The organism is Clostridium sp. M62/1 (assembly GCF_020736365.1).
Taxonomy (GTDB): Bacteria; Bacillota; Clostridia; order Lachnospirales; family Lachnospiraceae; genus Otoolea; species Otoolea saccharolyticum_A.
The window spans coordinates 1,189,949-1,205,671 of sequence record NZ_CP085988.1; the positions used below are offsets into that span (position 1 = coordinate 1,189,949).

The following is a 15,723-nucleotide window of genomic DNA, read 5'->3' on the forward strand; positions in this document are numbered from 1 at the left end:
TTATGAGATGTGTACAAAAAGAGCCGCAGATTTCCTTGTCTGGAGAAAACTGGTGATAAACAGAGAAAAAATGTGGATAATGTGGATAAGTCGGTGTATAACTGCTTTTTCCTGTAAAACGGACAGAAGTTGATGTGCATAACTTTTGCACATTTTCGGGAAAATGATTGTGGATAGTGTGGATGAGTCGAAAACAGAACATATTTTTTGTGCAACCTGCTGGGTTTACAATAATAAATCGAATTATGTAAATAAAAGGAGGCGCTTAAGGGAAATCATAAGAGACACAGAGCGCGGCAGGGCTGAGATCGATCCGGCAGGAGAGGAAAAGAGAGAAGCAGCGCAGCGCGAAAAACCAGAAAAATGCCGCGCTGAAGGGCGGCAGAGAATGGACCTGGGGAAAAACAGGATAAAAAATGAACGAAATGCGAGCAAACTGTAAAAAATTTGTGAATGTATTGAAAGATAGGGAAGTTAATGATAAAATAATTAAGATTGTACAGCGGCAGATTATGCCGTTTTGATAAAACCGCCATGGCAGGCGGAGGATAAATTTGACTGTGCAGGCGGCAGGCCGGCGCCCGGGGCAGAAAACAGACAGAAGGTTTCACAAAACAGGAGCAGAAAAGCCCAGGCGCTCAGGATTCGAAAGCCGGAGAACCAGATTAAGAGAAATCGAAAGAAGTAGGAGATTAAGGAATGAATCTTATAGAGAAAGTGTTCGGAACTCACAGCGACAGAGAGCTGAAGCTGATCTATCCCATTGTGGATAAAATCGTAGCTCTGAAGCCTGAGATGGAAAAGCTCACGGACGAGGAGCTGAAAGACAACACCAGGAAGTTTAAGGAGCGTCTGGCAAACGGGGAAACCCTTGACGATATTCTTCCAGAGGCATTTGCCACTGTCCGTGAGGCTTCCAGGCGTGTGCTGAAGATGGAGCATTATCCGGTACAGCTCATCGGCGGTATCGTGCTTCACCAGGGACGTATTGCGGAGATGAAGACCGGTGAGGGAAAAACGCTGGTGTCCACCTGCCCGGCTTACCTGAATGCGCTTACGGGAAAAGGTGTTTTCATCGTTACAGTCAACGATTACCTGGCAAAGCGTGACGCCGAGTGGATGGGAGAGGTTCACCGCTTCCTGGGGCTGAGTGTAGGCGTGGTATTAAATTCCATGACTCCGCCGGAGAGAAAGGCGGCCTATGGCTGCGATATCACCTATGTGACAAACAACGAGCTTGGCTTTGACTATCTGAGGGACAATATGGCCATCTACAAGGAGCAGATGGTTTTAAGAAATCTGGATTACGCCATCATCGACGAGGTGGACTCTGTCTTAATCGATGAGGCCAGAACACCGCTGATCATCTCCGGACAGAGCGGAAAATCCACGAAGCTCTACGAAGTCTGCGACATTCTGGCAAAGCAGCTGGAGCAGGGCGAGGCGTCTGCCGAGTTCACGAAGCTGTCCGCCATCATGGGCGAGGAGATTGAGGAGACCGGAGATTTCGTTGTCAATGAGAAGGATAAGGTTGTCAACCTGACTCTGGACGGTGTCAAGAAGGTTGAGAAATACTTTAATATTGAAAACCTGGCAGATCCGGAGAACCTGGAAATCCAGCACAACATGATCATGGCGTTAAGGGCCAACTATCTGATGTTCCGCGACAAGGATTACGTGGTGAAGGACAATGAGGTTCTGATCGTAGACGAGTTTACAGGACGTATCATGCCGGGCCGCCGCTACTCTGACGGACTTCACCAGGCTATCGAGGCCAAGGAGCATGTGGAGGTCAAGAGGGAGAGCCGGACTCTGGCGACGATCACCTTCCAGAACTTCTTCAACAAGTTTAAGAAGAAGGCGGGTATGACCGGTACGGCCCAGACCGAGGAGAAGGAGTTCCGGAACATCTACCAGATGGACGTTATCGTGATCCCGACGAACCGCCCGGTAATCCGTATTGATAAGAATGATGCAGTTTACAAGACAAAGAAAGAGAAATTCCACGCAGTTGTGGAGGAAGTCTGTGCAGCCCACGAGAAGGGACAGCCGGTTCTGGTGGGTACGATCACCATTGAGACCTCTGAGCTTCTGAGCAAGATGCTGAAAAAGCGCGGTGTTCCCCACAAGGTATTAAACGCTAAGTTCCATGAGCTGGAGGCTGAGATCGTGGCGGATGCCGGAATTCACGGCGCAGTGACCATCGCCACCAACATGGCCGGACGTGGTACGGATATTAAGCTGGACGATGTGTCCAAGGAGTTGGGCGGACTGAAGATTATCGGTACAGAGCGCCATGAGTCAAGGCGTATCGACAATCAGCTGAGAGGCCGCGCCGGACGTCAGGGAGATCCGGGAGAGTCCCGCTTCTACATTTCCCTGGAGGACGATCTGATGCGTCTGTTCGGCTCCGAGAAGCTGATGAACATGTTCAATGCTCTGGGAGTGCCGGAGAATGAGCAGATCGAGCACAAGATGCTTTCCAATGCCATTGAGAAGGCACAGATGAAGATTGAGACAAATAACTACGGAATCCGTGAAAACCTCTTAAAGTACGACGAGGTTATGAATGAGCAGCGCGAGGTTATCTACGAGGAGCGCCGCCGTGTTCTGGACGGAGAGAATATGAGAAATGTGATCATGAAGATGATCACGGATATTGTGGAGAATGCAGTGGATCTGTCCATCTCCGATGACCAGAGTCCGGAGGAGTGGAACCTGACAGAGCTCAACTCCCTTCTGCTCTCCATCATCCCGCTTCAGCCGATTGTCCTGAAGGATGATCAGAAGAAGATGAAGAAGAACGAGTTAAAGCACATGCTCAAAGAGGCGGCTACCAAGCTCTACGAGGCCAAGGAGGCCGAATTCCAGCAGGCAGAGCAGATCCGCGAGCTGGAGCGTGTAGTTCTTCTGAAGGTAATCGACAATAAGTGGATGGCTCACATTGACGATATGGATCAGCTCCGTGAGGGAATCGGACTTCAGGCCTACGGCCAGAAGGATCCTCTGGTTGAATACAAGATGAGCGGCTACGAGATGTTCGACGCCATGACAGCGGCAATCCGCGAGGATACAGTGAGAATCCTCTACCACATCCGCGTGGAGCAGAAGGTAGAGAGGGAACCGGCAGCCAGGGTGACAGGAACCAATAAGGATGCAGGTCCTCAGGCTCCTCAGAAGAGAGAGACAAAGAAGATTTATCCGAACGATCCGTGCCCCTGCGGTTCCGGAAAGAAGTTCAAGCAGTGCCATGGACGTGAGATGCTTGCAAACCTGCAGGCCCGCCAGGTGAGCGAGCAGGAAAAGAAGGCCCGCCGAGATGAGCGACGCAAGGAGCATCAGGCGGAGAAAGAAGCTCAGAGAGCGGAAAGACAGGCCAGAAAGGCAGAGAGAATGGCCCAGAGGGAGGCCGCAGGAGAAACGGCAGACAGCAGCGAGAAGGCTGACGAGTAGGCATACAGGTGGGAAAAGGAGAAGATTTACTGTTCCGGAAAAGTCACAGTAAATCTTCTCCTTTTCCTGGTTAAGGGGGGGATATGTAAACTTGAAGCAGAGAGGGAAGGAGAGGGGGGATAGGGAAGGAGAGGGGGGATAGGGAAGGAGAGGAAGCTGACAGTTCCAGCGAAGTCACAGTCAGCTTCCTCTCCTTCCCTTTTCTTTCCGCGGCTTTTCTTCCCGCCGCTTTTCTTTCCGCGGCTTTTTCCCACGCCGCCTCTTTCCCTGCCGCCTCTTCTCCAGCTCCTGCCCTTGCTAAAATTCCTTCTATCATGTAGAATAGGAAACTGTAAGGCGTAAGCCAGAATAAAGTAAGAAAGTGGGTGAAGCTATGGTTGAGTTAGATCAGTTTAAGTACATGCTGTCAACGTATGACGATACCCTGGTGGAAGTGAGGGATTCACTTTGACCTGGATGGCAAGGTGAAACGGATTGACGAGCTGGATAAATCGATGGAGGAGCCCGGCTTCTGGGACGATCCGGAGATGTCCACAAGGCTGATGCGCGAGGCCAAAAATCTCAAGGATACGGTGGAGAGCTACCGGAAGCTGGAGCAGGAATATGAGGACATCCAGGTGATGCTGGAAATGGGATATGAGGAGAATGATCCCTCCCTGATTCCTGAAATTCAGGGAATGATGGACGATTTTGTAGAGAAGCTGGAAGCTATCCGCATCCAGACTCTCCTTTCCGGTGAGTATGACAATAATAATGCGATTCTGAAGCTGAATGCGGGCGCAGGCGGAACGGAAGCCTGCGACTGGTGCAGTATGCTGTACCGGATGTATCAGCGGTGGGCAGATAAAAAGGGCTTTACCACAGCCGTCATTGACTATCTGGACGGTGAAGAGGCGGGAATTAAGTCCATTACCCTCCAGATCAACGGGGAAAATGCATATGGATTTCTCAAGTCTGAGAGAGGCGTCCACCGGCTGGTGCGAATTTCACCTTTCAACTCTGCCGGAAAAAGGCAGACCTCCTTTGTCTCCTGCGACGTGATGCCGGATATTAAGGAGGATCTGGATGTGGAGATTAACCCCGATGAGCTGCGGATTGATACCTACCGCTCCAGCGGCGCAGGCGGACAGCACATCAACAAGACCTCCTCCGCCATCCGCATTACCCATCTTCCGACGGGAATTGTGGTGCAGTGTCAGAATGAGAGATCCCAGTTCCAGAACAAGGAAGTGGCCATGCAGATGCTGAAGACAAAGCTCTACATGCTGAAGCAGGAGGAGCATGCGGAAAAGCTCTCAGACATCCGCGGAGATGTGAAGGATATTAATTTCGGAAACCAGATCCGCTCCTACGTAATGCAGCCGTACACGCTGGTCAAGGATCACAGGACGGGAGCGGAGAGCGGCAATGTAAACGCTGTGCTGGACGGAGACATTGACCTGTTTATCAGTGCGTATTTGAAGTGGATTAACCTGAACGATAAAAAAAGTGATTGATTGTGTCTGATAAATGTGATAATATCTTCCCTATGAACACAAATGTTTTTCTGGCGCAAACATTTTGAGGCGGTTTACACAACGTCACCGGAGCGGCAGCGCTTTGACTCTGTGCCGTCTGCCTTTCAAAGAAGGCTTTGTGCCGAAAGCTGCAGGCAGAAGATGAGGGGAGAGGAATGGAAGAGCAGACAAAGTATTTTGTGCTAAAGCAGAAGGCTGTGCCGGAGGTGCTTCTGAAGGTAGTCCAGGCAAAACGGCTCATAGAATCTGAGCGGGCCATGACCGTTCAGGAGGCGACAGAGCGGGTCGGGATCAGCAGAAGCTCCTTCTACAAATATAAGGATGATATTTTTCCATTTTATGACAATGCAAAGGGCAGAACGATCACCCTGGTGCTCCAGATGGACGACGAGCGGGGGCTGCTTTCCGATATCCTGCATATCGTGGCAGTTTATAAGGCCAATATCCTGACAATCCATCAGAGTATTCCGGTCAACAATGTGGCGTCACTGACGCTGAGTGTGGAAGTGCGCCCGGATACCGGGAATATTTCCCGTATGGTGGAAGAAATGGAGGAACAGAAGGGGATTCATCATGTAAAAATTATTGCCAGGGAGTGACAGATATGATATATGCAGCAGTAATGGGTTATGGAACTATTGGTTCAGGAGTTGTGGAGGTTCTTGACAGGAACAGAGACGTGATCTCGGCCAGGACAGGAGAGGAGATTCAGGTCAAATATATTCTGGATCTCAGGGAATTTCCGGGAGATCCCAATGAAGATAAGCTGATACACGATTTTTCCGTGATTGAGAAGGATGAGGAGATAGGGATTGTGGTAGAAGCTATGGGCGGTGTGCGCCCGGCCTATGATTTTGCGAAGGCCTGCCTTCTTGCCGGAAAGCATGTGGTGACCTCCAATAAAGCGCTGGTGGCTGCACATGGGACGGAGCTTCTCTCCATTGCCAGGCAGAAGAATCTGAACTTTCTCTTTGAGGCCAGTGCAGGCGGCGGCATTCCGATTATCCGCCCGCTGACAGAGGCTCTTGCGGGAGAGAAAATCCTGGAGATCAGCGGTATTTTAAACGGAACAACCAACTATATTCTCACGAAAATGGACAGAGAGGGCCAGACCTTTGAGGAGGCCCTGAGAAAGGCTCAGGAGCTGGGATACGCGGAGAGAAATCCGGAAGCCGATGTGGAAGGGTTTGACACCTGCCGCAAGATTGCCATTCTGACTGCCCTGGCTACAGGAAAGGAAATCCACTATGAGGATGTGTACACTGAGGGAATCACGGCAGTCACAGACACGGATTTTCAGTATGCGGCAAAATTTCAGGCTTCCATTAAACTGTTTGGAAGCAGCCGCATGGAAGACGGAAGGGTGACAGTTTTTGTATGCCCTATGATGATTCCTCAGGAGAACCCTCTTTACTGTGTGAGCGATGTGTACAACGCGGTGATGGTGAAGGGAAACATGGTGGGAACTCTGATGTTCTACGGAAGCGGTGCGGGAAAACTGCCTACAGCCAGTGCAGTGGTGGCGGATATAATGGAAATCGCAGGCAATATGGACAGAAATATCCCCATAGGCTGGAGCGATGAGAGGCAGGAGCTTTCACCGGTTACGGAGGCCAGGTTCTCCTACTTCCTGAGAGTGGAGGGAAGGCTGGAGGAAAAGAGGGCTGAGATTGAGGCAGCTTTTGGCCCGTCCAGGTTTGCAGAGCTTCCGGGAATGGATGAGTTTGCAGTCCTCACGGGAGAGATGACGGAAGAACATTACAGAAAGGTATCAGCAGCCTTCGGAGACATCCGACAGATGATCCGGGCTCAGATATAGAGAAGGGCAGGACGGAAACCGGGATGCGGGAAATTGCAAAAACCAGTCCCGGATGCATGATACCAGGGAGGAAGAGCATGTTAGTCGTAAAGAAGTTCGGCGGCAGTTCAGTTGCTGACAGGGAGAGGATTTTTAATGTGGCCAGGCGCTGCATTGAGGATTATAACAAGGGAAATGACGTGGTAGTAGTTCTCTCCGCTATGGGAAAGACCACGGACGGGCTGATTGCAAAGGCTCATGAGATTACAGAAAGTCCGTCCAGACGGGAGCTGGATATGCTGCTTGCAACGGGAGAGCAGGTTTCCGTGGCTCTCATGGCCATGGCCATCCAGTCTCTGGGCGTTCAGGCCATTTCCCTGAACGCGGCGCAGGTCCCTATGAAAACGACCTCCGCCTACGGGCAGGCGAAGCTGAAGAGGATCGATACCGAGCGCATTCAAAATGAGCTGGATGCCAGAAAGATTGTGATCATCACAGGCTTTCAGGGGGTCAATAAGTTCGATGACATGACGACTCTGGGCAGAGGAGGTTCCGACACGACGGCAGTGGCCCTGGCGGCAGCTCTTCACGCGGATGCCTGCGAGATCTATACGGATGTGGATGGAGTTTACACGGCGGATCCGAGGATTGTGCCCAATGCGAGAAAGCTCCCCGAGGTCTCCTATGACGAGATGCTGGAATTTGCGTCTCTGGGAGCCAAGGTTTTGCACAACCGTTCTGTGGAAATGGCAAAGCGGTACGGAGTGCAGTTAGTGGTTCTTTCCAGCCTTACCAGGGCAGAGGGAACAGTTGTGAAGGAGAGTACGAAGATGGAGAAAATGTTAGTCAGCGGTGTGGCAGCCGATAAGAATACCGCCAGAATTTCCGTGATAGGAGTGGCTGACGAGCCGGGAATCGCATTCAAGGTGTTCAACCTTCTGGCAAGACATCATATCAATGTGGACATTATCATCCAGTCCATTGGCCGTGACGGAAGGAAGGACATCTCCTTTACCGTGGCGAGAACCGATCTTCAGGAGGCAATGACCATATTAAATGACAACAGGGAGTCCTTAACGGCTCAGTCCGTAGAGTGTGCCACAGGCGTTGCCAAGATTTCCATTATCGGAGCCGGCATGACCAGCAATCCCGGAGTGGCGGCCAGAATGTTTGAGGCCCTCTACAGCGCAAATATCAATATCCGTATGATCGCCACCTCAGAGATCCGCATCACGGTTCTCATCAATGAGGAGGATACCAACAGGGCTATGAGAGTCGTTCACGATGCGTTCTCTCTGGCAGACTAAAGGGGAATTCTTATGAATACAGCAGCAGAGTTGCTGATGAAGCTGGGGCAGGGAGAGATTCCCTGCCTCTTTCATATGATTACGGGTCTGTACTGCCCTGGCTGCGGGGGAACGAGGGCAGCTCTGGCCCTCCTTCGGGGTCAGGTGGTAAAAAGTCTTCTCTACAACCCGATTCCGGCCTATCTTCTGTTCGGCGGCCTGTGGTGTATAGCGGCAGTACTGCTGGAGGCTGCAGGAAAAACTGAAGGAAAGGCTGAAGAAAAAGACAGGGCACAATTCTTAAGGAAAAGTGCCCTTCCGCGCCCGGTTCTCTGCTTTTTGTGGGGCCTCCTGGCAGTGACCGCCGCCGGATTTCTGATTAAAAACCTGCTTCTCGTCATGGGCCTCGACCTCCACTCAGTCGCCGCAGGCTGGCCGGGGAGGGCCTGGTAAATGCCGTCCTTCTATTCTGCTCATTCAGCTGCTTATCTGGAAATACGGAGGGGAGGGAGGAAATTTTTTGTTCCAGCGAAGTCACAAAAAATTTCCTCCCTCCCCTTTGGCCATACATCTCTTTTTTAATCGCTCAGAGGATACTGTTCCATCATCTCCTCTAATATCCCTGTAAAATAGGGATCATTTAGTAGCTGGCTTACAAATATCAGGTAAAGGAACTCGATTATACCGAAGACAATAGCCAGAATTCCCAGAACCAGCCCTGCCACGGCAAAGCCGGAAAACGGTCCGCCCTTCTTCGACATGATGGAAAGGCAGACAGCACCGGCGCCTAACAGGATGGATACCGGAAAAGCGATGCACATGCAGAGCAGAAGAATGGCAAAGATTCCGAGAATCATGGATACAATCGCCATATTGTTGGCCGGCGGCTTCGGCTGCCGTGAAGGCCCGTTCGCCTCCTTTAACTCTCTGTTATCGTAATCGTCATAATACTCCATAGAAATCCTCCGTAAATGTAAGTAAGTGTAGGAACGCGGCAGACGTGCTTACCGCATCGGACTCCCACGATTATACCAGAAAAGCGTTCCGGTTGCAACTTAGCAGGGGATCCCTTATAATAAACAGGTGTACAGAAAAGACAGAACAATAGAAGCGGCAGCAGAGAGCAGAGCCGTTTAAGGGAGAAACAGATATGGATGTAATAAAGACACTGGCCGGGGAGCTTCAGATCCGTGAGGGACAGGTGCAGGCGGCCGTAAAGCTGATTGATGAGGGAAATACCATCCCGTTTATAGCCAGATACAGGAAGGAGGCCACAGGCTCCTTAAATGATGAGGTGCTGAGAAACCTGGACGAGAGGCTTAAGTACCTGAGAAATCTCGAGGACAGAAAGGAGCAGGTGATCGCGTCCATCGGCGAGCAGGAAAAGCTGACAGAAGAGCTGGAAAGGAAGATTCGGGAGGCGAAAACCCTGGTGGCTGTGGAGGATCTCTATCTGCCATACCGCCCCAAGAGAAGAACGAGAGCCGGCATAGCCAGGGAGAAGGGGCTTATGCCTCTGGCAGATCAGATTTTCCTTCAGGAGATGAGCGTCCCTGCCATAGAGGAGGCAGAGGGCTTCGTATCGGAGGAAAAGGGAGTGGCTACGGCAAAGGAGGCTCTGGACGGAGCCATGGATATTCTGGCGGAGCGGATTTCAGAGACGGCCGAGTACAGGACCTACATCAGAAAAATAACCATGGAGGAGGGAATGCTCACCTCCTCTGCCAGGAACGAGAAGGAAACTTCCGTCTACGAGATGTACTATCAGTTTTCCGAGCCGGTTAAAAAGGCAGCAGGGCACAGGATTCTGGCGCTGAACCGCGGGGAAAAAGAAAAGTTTCTGAATGTGAAGATAGAGGCGCCGGAGGAGAAGATTCTCCGCTATCTGGAAAAGCAGATCATAAAAAAGGACAGCCGGAACACGGCGCCCGTTCTGCAGGCTGTCCTGGAGGACAGCTACAGAAGGCTGATCGGGCCGGCCATTGAGAGGGAGATCCGCGCAGGGCTCACAGAGAAGGCGGAGGCAGGGGCCATCCGCGTATTCGGAAAAAATCTGAAACAGCTTCTCATGCAGCCGCCTGTGGCAGACCGGGTGGTGCTCGGGTGGGATCCGGCCTTTAGGACCGGCTGCAAGCTGGCCGTGGTAGACGGCCTTGGAAAGGTGCTTGATACAGTGGTGATCTTTCCCACCGCTCCCCAGAATAAGGTGGAGGAGTCAAAGCAGATCCTAAAGAACCTGATTCGAAAATATGGAATCTCTCTGATTTCTCTGGGAAACGGGACGGCATCCCGGGAATCGGAACAGGTGATCGTGGAGCTGTTAAAGGAGATACCGGAGAAGGTTCAGTATGTGATCGTCAATGAGGCAGGCGCCTCTGTCTACTCTGCCAGCCGTCTGGCCACAGAAGAATTTCCCAAGTTCGACGTGGGCCAGAGAAGCGCTGTATCCATTGCCAGAAGGCTTCAGGATCCCCTGGCAGAGCTGGTGAAAATTGATCCCAAGTCTATCGGCGTAGGGCAGTATCAGCATGACATGAACCAGAAGAACCTGGGACAGGCGCTGGAGGGCGTTGTGGAGGACTGCGTGAACAGCGTGGGCGTGGATCTGAATACGGCGTCTGCCTCCCTGTTAGAGTACATTTCAGGAATCACAAAGACCGTGGCGAAAAATATTGTGGCCTACCGGGAGGAAAACGGCGGCTTTCATAACAGGAGAGAGCTTTTGAAGGTTCCGAAGCTGGGCCCCAAGGCCTTTGAGCAGTGCGCGGGCTTTCTGAGAATCCGGGGAGGAGAGAATCCTCTCGACGCTACCAGCGTCCACCCGGAAAGCTACGGAGCCGCAGAGGCGCTTCTCTCCCGCCTGGGCTACCAGATGAAGGAACTTTCGGAATCCGGACTCCAGGGAATCGGAAGAAAGATTGGGGATTACGGCAGACTGTCACAGGAACTGTCCATCGGTGAGCTCACGCTCAGGGATATGGTAAAGGAGCTGGAGAAGCCGGCCAGAGATCCCAGGGACGAGATGCCAAAGCCGATTCTCAGGACAGATGTGATGGACATAAAGGATCTGAAGCCGGGAATGATCCTCAAGGGAACGGTGAGAAATGTTATTGACTTCGGCGTCTTTGTGGATATTGGAGTCCATCAGGACGGGCTGGTCCATATTTCCCAGATGACAGACCGCTATATTAAGCATCCTCTTGAGGTGGTAAGCGTCGGCGACATCGTGGAGGTGAAGGTGCTGGATGTGAATCTGGAAAAGAAGCGGATCGGGCTTACCATGAAACTGTAGGAAAATATAGAGAAACATCAGAGAAACTGCAAAACAGGAAGGATGAGGGCATCCCGGAGGTCGTGAAAGACTTGCGGGATGCCCCTTTTTTACGGGACAGAGATGCCGCCTGCTTTTTTGCCGGCCGGTTCTTTTTGTAACTGCGGGGGTTTCTGAGAAAGGCAGGAAATAATTTTGTCTGGTACATTGACACAGTGTCAGAACGGTGCTATATTACAGATAATGACACAGTGTCAGAACAGAGAGGGATAACCGGTACGGACTCTTACGCCGGACGGCATCTGCCGCGTGCAGGAGTGACTGTGCCATGGCCTGGTATCTGCCGGGCCATGGAGTTTCAGCGAAATGCCGGCATTCTGAAAACAGTGCAGTATAAGGGTGAAAACAGCAGGAGGGATGATTATGGGATCAAAGGTCTATTTTACGCGGGAGATTACACCCCAGGCAGTGGTGAGACTTTACCATGAGCTGGGAATCGAGCTGCCCGGCAGGGTAGCTGTCAAGGTTCATTCCGGGGAAAAGGGAAATCAGAATTTTCTGCATCCGGAGTTCTGGAAGCCTATGGTGGAGGAAGTACACGGCACGATCGTGGAGTGCAATACTGCTTATGGAGATGCCACAGCGGGGGTGCGGGATCACACAGAATCCCACTTAAAACTGATGGATGAGCACGGCTGGACGAAATACTTCCCGGTGGATCTGATGGATGCTGAGGGGCCGGATGTGGTCTGGCCTGTTCTGAACGGCAGGGTGCTGAAGGAGAACCGCCTGGGCAGGCACATAGAAAATTATGATTCCATGCTGGTGCTGGCTCACTTTAAGGGGCATCCAGCCGGCGGTTACGGCGGTGCACTCAAGCAGCTTGCCATCGGCTGTGCCTCCCGTGCCGGAAAGGCGCTGATCCACTCCGGAGGCAGAACCGATGACCGTTTTGAGACCTGGAAGCTGCATGCAGACAACACGGTCTTTCCCGAGGCCATGGCCGACGCCGCATCCAGTGTGACCGCTCACTTTAAAGGAAAAATCGCATTTATCAATGTGATGAAAAATCTCTCAGTGGACTGTGACTGCTGTGCCGTGGCCGAGGATCCCTGCATGAGGGATATCGGTATCCTGGCATCCCTGGATCCGGTGGCCATCGACCAGGCATGTATTGACCTGGTTTCAGGCTCTGACGATCCGGGCAGGGAACACTTTATGGAGCGGGTGAACAGCAGAAACGGCATCCATACCATAGAGGCTGCCGCTGCTCTGGGAATGGGACAGCGGGAATATGAACTGATTGAGCGATAAATAAAGGAGGAATGGATGATGAGTAAAACCTTGATTGCCTATTTTTCAGCCAGCGGAGTGACAGCACAGGCGGCAAAGGAGATGGCAGATGCCGTGGGAGCCGATCTGTATGAGATACGGCCAGAGCAGCCCTACACCTCCGCTGATCTGGACTGGATGGACAAAAACAGCCGCAGCACCCTGGAGATGAACGACCCTGCTTCCCGCCCGGCTATCGCAGAGCCGGTACAGGATATGGGGCAGTACGACACGGTTCTGGTGGGCTTCCCGATCTGGTGGTATGTGGAACCGCGGATTGTGGATACGTTCCTGGAGAGCTATGATTTTTCCGGAAAGACGATGATCGCCTTTGCCACCTCCGGCGGCAGCGGCATCGGAAAGGCGGAGAAGAGCATGCAGGCCCACTGCCCCAAGGCAAACTGGAAGAGCGGGCAGCTTCTGAACGGCTCCGGCGCCGGGGACTGGGCGAAACGCATTCTGAAAGGATGAAAAGACAGCTTTGCAGCATCATCTGCTTTTGACGGAGCTGTGGGGCCCTGATTTGACCGGTGCCGAAAAATGCCCATACGATTGTCAGAAACGGCCTGCTGTCCCTGTGTGCAGGGAAGCAGGCCGGGAAAGAGGAAACAGTTATGCCAAAAGGTTCAGAAGAGCTGACGAATGCAAGAAAAGAAGAAATCATTAATGCCTGTGCCCTGCTGTATGAGACTATGGGGTTTAAGGATATTACGCTCCGCGATATCGGGGCCAGGACCTCGTTTACACGCACTTCGATTTATAACTATTTTCAGACGAAGGAAGAGATTTTCCTGGCCCTCCTTCAGCGGGAGTACGAGGCGTGGATCGAGGATGTGGAGAGGATCCGGGAACAGAATGAGTCCCTGCCGCCGGAGGAGTTTGCAGATAAGCTGGCCCATACTCTGGAAAAACGAGGCTGTATGCTGAGGCTGATCAGCATGAATCTCTATGATATGGAGGCAAACAGCCGCCTGGAAAATCTGGCAGCTTTCAAGCAGGTGTATGGACATGCACTGGGGGCAGTCACCGGCTGTCTGGAAAAATTCTTCCCTTCCATGACAGAGGAGGATAAGGAAGGGTTTCTCTGCGCCTTTTTCCCATTTCTGTTCGGCGTTTACCCATACACCTCACACACGGACAAACAGAAGGCGGCCATGGAGCTGGCCCATGTGAACTATACAGAACGCTCTGTATATGAACTCACAAAGCCTTTTATCACAAAAATACTGAGCTCTCTGTGAAAAGGGCCTGTGAATCGGAACAGCATATCAGTCAGAATGGGGCGGCCTCAGGGCCGCTCTTTTGTATTACAGGAAATTCGGAGGAATTTCCTGTAATACAAAAAGCCCTGCCGGGCGGGATGCGCACGCCGCGCAGAGGAAAAGGCTGCTTAAAGCAGCCGCGCGGCGGCGCGAAAAAGCAGGCAAGCCCCTTATGATTGAGGGGGATGGGGAGCTGAGGCGGGCCTGCCCGCTTTTTTATTCTGCTCCCTAAGATACCTGCCTGCATCCTTTAAGAAGCTGGCAGCAATCAGGACGATCACGAAAGCCAGCGGAAAGGCCGCGATAATGGACACCGTCTGAAGGTTTGCCATGGAGCTGTCTGAAAACACCAGGGCGATGGGAAGCAGGATCAGCATCAGGGACCAGAATACCTTGACTCCCATGTGAGGCTCATGGCTGTCGGGAAGCTCCTTGTAGGAGTAGGAGGCAGCCACCAGGGCAATGGCGTCAAAGCTGGTAGCGTAGAAGGCGATCATGGCCAGCAGCAGGACCACTAAAACGAGGGAGGCCAGGGGAAGGGTCTGGAGGATGGCTATAATGGTGCTGTACAGATCCTGTGCTGCCCCGTAGATGGCCATCACGTCAAGGCGTCCTGATACCTGGAGTCCCAGGCTGTAGTTTCCAAGGACAATAAAGCTGGTAAAGGTCCCGCCAAGGCCGAAGAGATAGCCACCCAGAATCGTCTGCTTTACCGTGCGCCCTCTGGAGATGCTTCCTATAAAGAAGGGGGAGGCCACAGACCAGACCATCCAGTAGGCCCAGTAGAAGATCGTCCAGGTCTGGGGGAAGGAGGTGGTTCTCGCAGGATCCGTGTAGGTGGCGAGAGTTAAAAAGTTCTGGGCAAGATTTCCCAGGGCAGAGAACCCGGTCTCTACAATGTACCTTGTCTCCCCTCCAGCCAGAAACACATAGGCCAGAAGGATGAAGAACAGGTAGACACAGGAGGAGGCCAGCTTTGCCACGCCCTTCATCCCGCGGACTACGGAGAAGGTGTAGACTGCGCAGGTGGCTGCGAGGATGAGGATGGTGAGCCATTTGGAGCAGGCAATGCCGAAGGGCCCGGGGGCCGCAAGCCAGCCGGAGGCGTCAAGACCCAGAAGGCTGGCCAGAGCCTGCCCCATCAGCGGGGTGGCCAGGCTGAAGGTGGTGGCAGTCCCCGCCAGAAGGGCAAAGACAGCCAAAAGATCGATGAGCTTTCCGGGAGCTTTGTCCACCAGGGAGCCAAGAATGGGCCGGCAGGCCTCAGAATATTTCTGCTTCCTGCAGTTTCTCACATGGAGCATGAAGCCGAAGGATACGGCCAGAACCAGGTAGAAGCTCCAGGGGATCGGACCCCAGTGAAACAGAGGGTAGACGCTTGACCAGTCCTGGATGGAGCCCATTTCTGCCAGATGCGGATCATTGGCATACAGAATCCACTCACACAGAGAGTAGAAGAGGATATCGGCAGCCAGGCCGGAGGTGAACATCATGGAACCCCAAACAAAGGCAGGATACTGAGGCTTTTCGCCCGGTTTCCCCAGACGGATGGAACCGTAGGGCGAGAAGGCCAGATAGATAGACAGCAGAAAAAAGCCAAGTCCCACAGCCAGATACCAGACGCCGAACTGATCGCCCAGGAAGGCCCTGACAGAATCCAGCGTCTGTCTGGAGCTTTCCGGTGCGGCGAAAAAGCAGCCGCACAAAAGCAGGATAACGGCGAAGGGGAGGGCGATGGGAATCCAGTCGAGCTGAGATTTAAGGGGCGCCCCGCTGTTTTTGGAAATACGGTTCATATGATACC

Annotated in this window: 12 protein-coding genes; 10 read left to right on the forward strand and 2 right to left on the reverse strand. The window is 52.5% G+C overall.

Going from position 1 to position 15,723, the window contains the following annotated elements; translation table 11 throughout:
• The first annotated feature begins 699 nt into the window (after nucleotides 1–699).
• The 6 genes from secA to LK436_RS06060 all read left to right on the forward strand — a co-directional run bounded on the left by secA (nucleotide 700) and on the right by LK436_RS06060 (nucleotide 8,507).
• Nucleotides 700–3,453, forward strand: a complete 2,754-nt coding sequence (gene secA / locus LK436_RS06035) for a preprotein translocase subunit SecA (RefSeq protein WP_008399363.1) — start codon at nucleotides 700–702, stop codon at nucleotides 3,451–3,453.
• Between the two features lie 373 nt (nucleotides 3,454–3,826).
• Nucleotides 3,827–4,949 (forward strand): peptide chain release factor 2 gene (gene prfB, locus LK436_RS06040; RefSeq protein WP_147594816.1). Its coding sequence is split into 2 segments (ribosomal slippage): nucleotides 3,827–3,901 and nucleotides 3,903–4,949, totalling 1,122 coding nucleotides; the frame shifts between segments, so codons are not numbered across the junction.
• 176 nt (nucleotides 4,950–5,125) lie between these two features.
• Complete coding sequence (locus LK436_RS06045; protein WP_008399356.1) at nucleotides 5,126–5,569, forward strand: ACT domain-containing protein; 444 nt, start codon at nucleotides 5,126–5,128, stop codon at nucleotides 5,567–5,569.
• A 5-nt stretch (nucleotides 5,570–5,574) separates the two neighbouring features.
• The gene (locus tag LK436_RS06050) at nucleotides 5,575–6,789 is read left to right on the forward strand and encodes a homoserine dehydrogenase (RefSeq protein ID WP_008399355.1); all 1,215 of its coding nucleotides are present in this window, start codon (nucleotides 5,575–5,577) and stop codon (nucleotides 6,787–6,789) included.
• 77 nt (nucleotides 6,790–6,866) lie between these two features.
• Nucleotides 6,867–8,075: an aspartate kinase gene (locus tag LK436_RS06055; RefSeq protein ID WP_021965480.1), complete on the forward strand. Its 1,209-nt coding sequence runs from the start codon at nucleotides 6,867–6,869 to the stop codon at nucleotides 8,073–8,075.
• 12 nt (nucleotides 8,076–8,087) lie between these two features.
• A complete protein-coding gene (locus LK436_RS06060; protein WP_008399353.1) occupies nucleotides 8,088–8,507 on the forward strand; it encodes a DUF2752 domain-containing protein in 420 nt (139 codons plus the stop codon).
• A gap of 125 nt (nucleotides 8,508–8,632) precedes the next feature.
• On the opposite strand, the gene LK436_RS06065 is transcribed toward LK436_RS06060, so the two are convergent.
• Nucleotides 8,633–9,010, reverse strand: coding sequence for a DUF4190 domain-containing protein (locus tag LK436_RS06065; protein ID WP_008399351.1), 378 nt, complete (start codon nucleotides 9,008–9,010; stop codon nucleotides 8,633–8,635).
• Between the two features lie 194 nt (nucleotides 9,011–9,204).
• Here LK436_RS06065 and LK436_RS06070 point away from each other — a divergent pair, with 194 nt between their 5' ends.
• The 4 genes from LK436_RS06070 to LK436_RS06085 all read left to right on the forward strand — a co-directional run bounded on the left by LK436_RS06070 (nucleotide 9,205) and on the right by LK436_RS06085 (nucleotide 13,898).
• Nucleotides 9,205–11,346 carry a Tex family protein gene (locus LK436_RS06070; protein ID WP_008399350.1) on the forward strand — a complete coding sequence of 714 codons (2,142 nt, stop codon included), beginning with the start codon at nucleotides 9,205–9,207 and terminating at the stop codon, nucleotides 11,344–11,346.
• Between the two features lie 402 nt (nucleotides 11,347–11,748).
• Nucleotides 11,749–12,639, forward strand: a complete 891-nt coding sequence (locus tag LK436_RS06075) for a DUF362 domain-containing protein (RefSeq protein ID WP_021965484.1) — start codon at nucleotides 11,749–11,751, stop codon at nucleotides 12,637–12,639.
• 18 nt (nucleotides 12,640–12,657) lie between these two features.
• Nucleotides 12,658–13,128 (forward strand): flavodoxin, encoded by a 471-nt coding sequence (locus LK436_RS06080; RefSeq protein ID WP_015544332.1) that lies wholly within the window; start codon nucleotides 12,658–12,660, stop codon nucleotides 13,126–13,128.
• Nucleotides 13,129–13,271: 143 nt separating this feature from the next.
• On the forward strand, nucleotides 13,272–13,898 hold the full coding sequence (locus LK436_RS06085; protein WP_021965486.1) for a TetR family transcriptional regulator: 627 nt from the start codon (nucleotides 13,272–13,274) through the stop codon (nucleotides 13,896–13,898).
• 191 nt (nucleotides 13,899–14,089) lie between these two features.
• On the opposite strand, the gene LK436_RS06090 is transcribed toward LK436_RS06085, so the two are convergent.
• Nucleotides 14,090–15,715, reverse strand: coding sequence for a BCCT family transporter (locus LK436_RS06090; RefSeq protein ID WP_044931859.1), 1,626 nt, complete (start codon nucleotides 15,713–15,715; stop codon nucleotides 14,090–14,092).
• Nucleotides 15,716–15,723 lie beyond the last annotated feature (8 nt).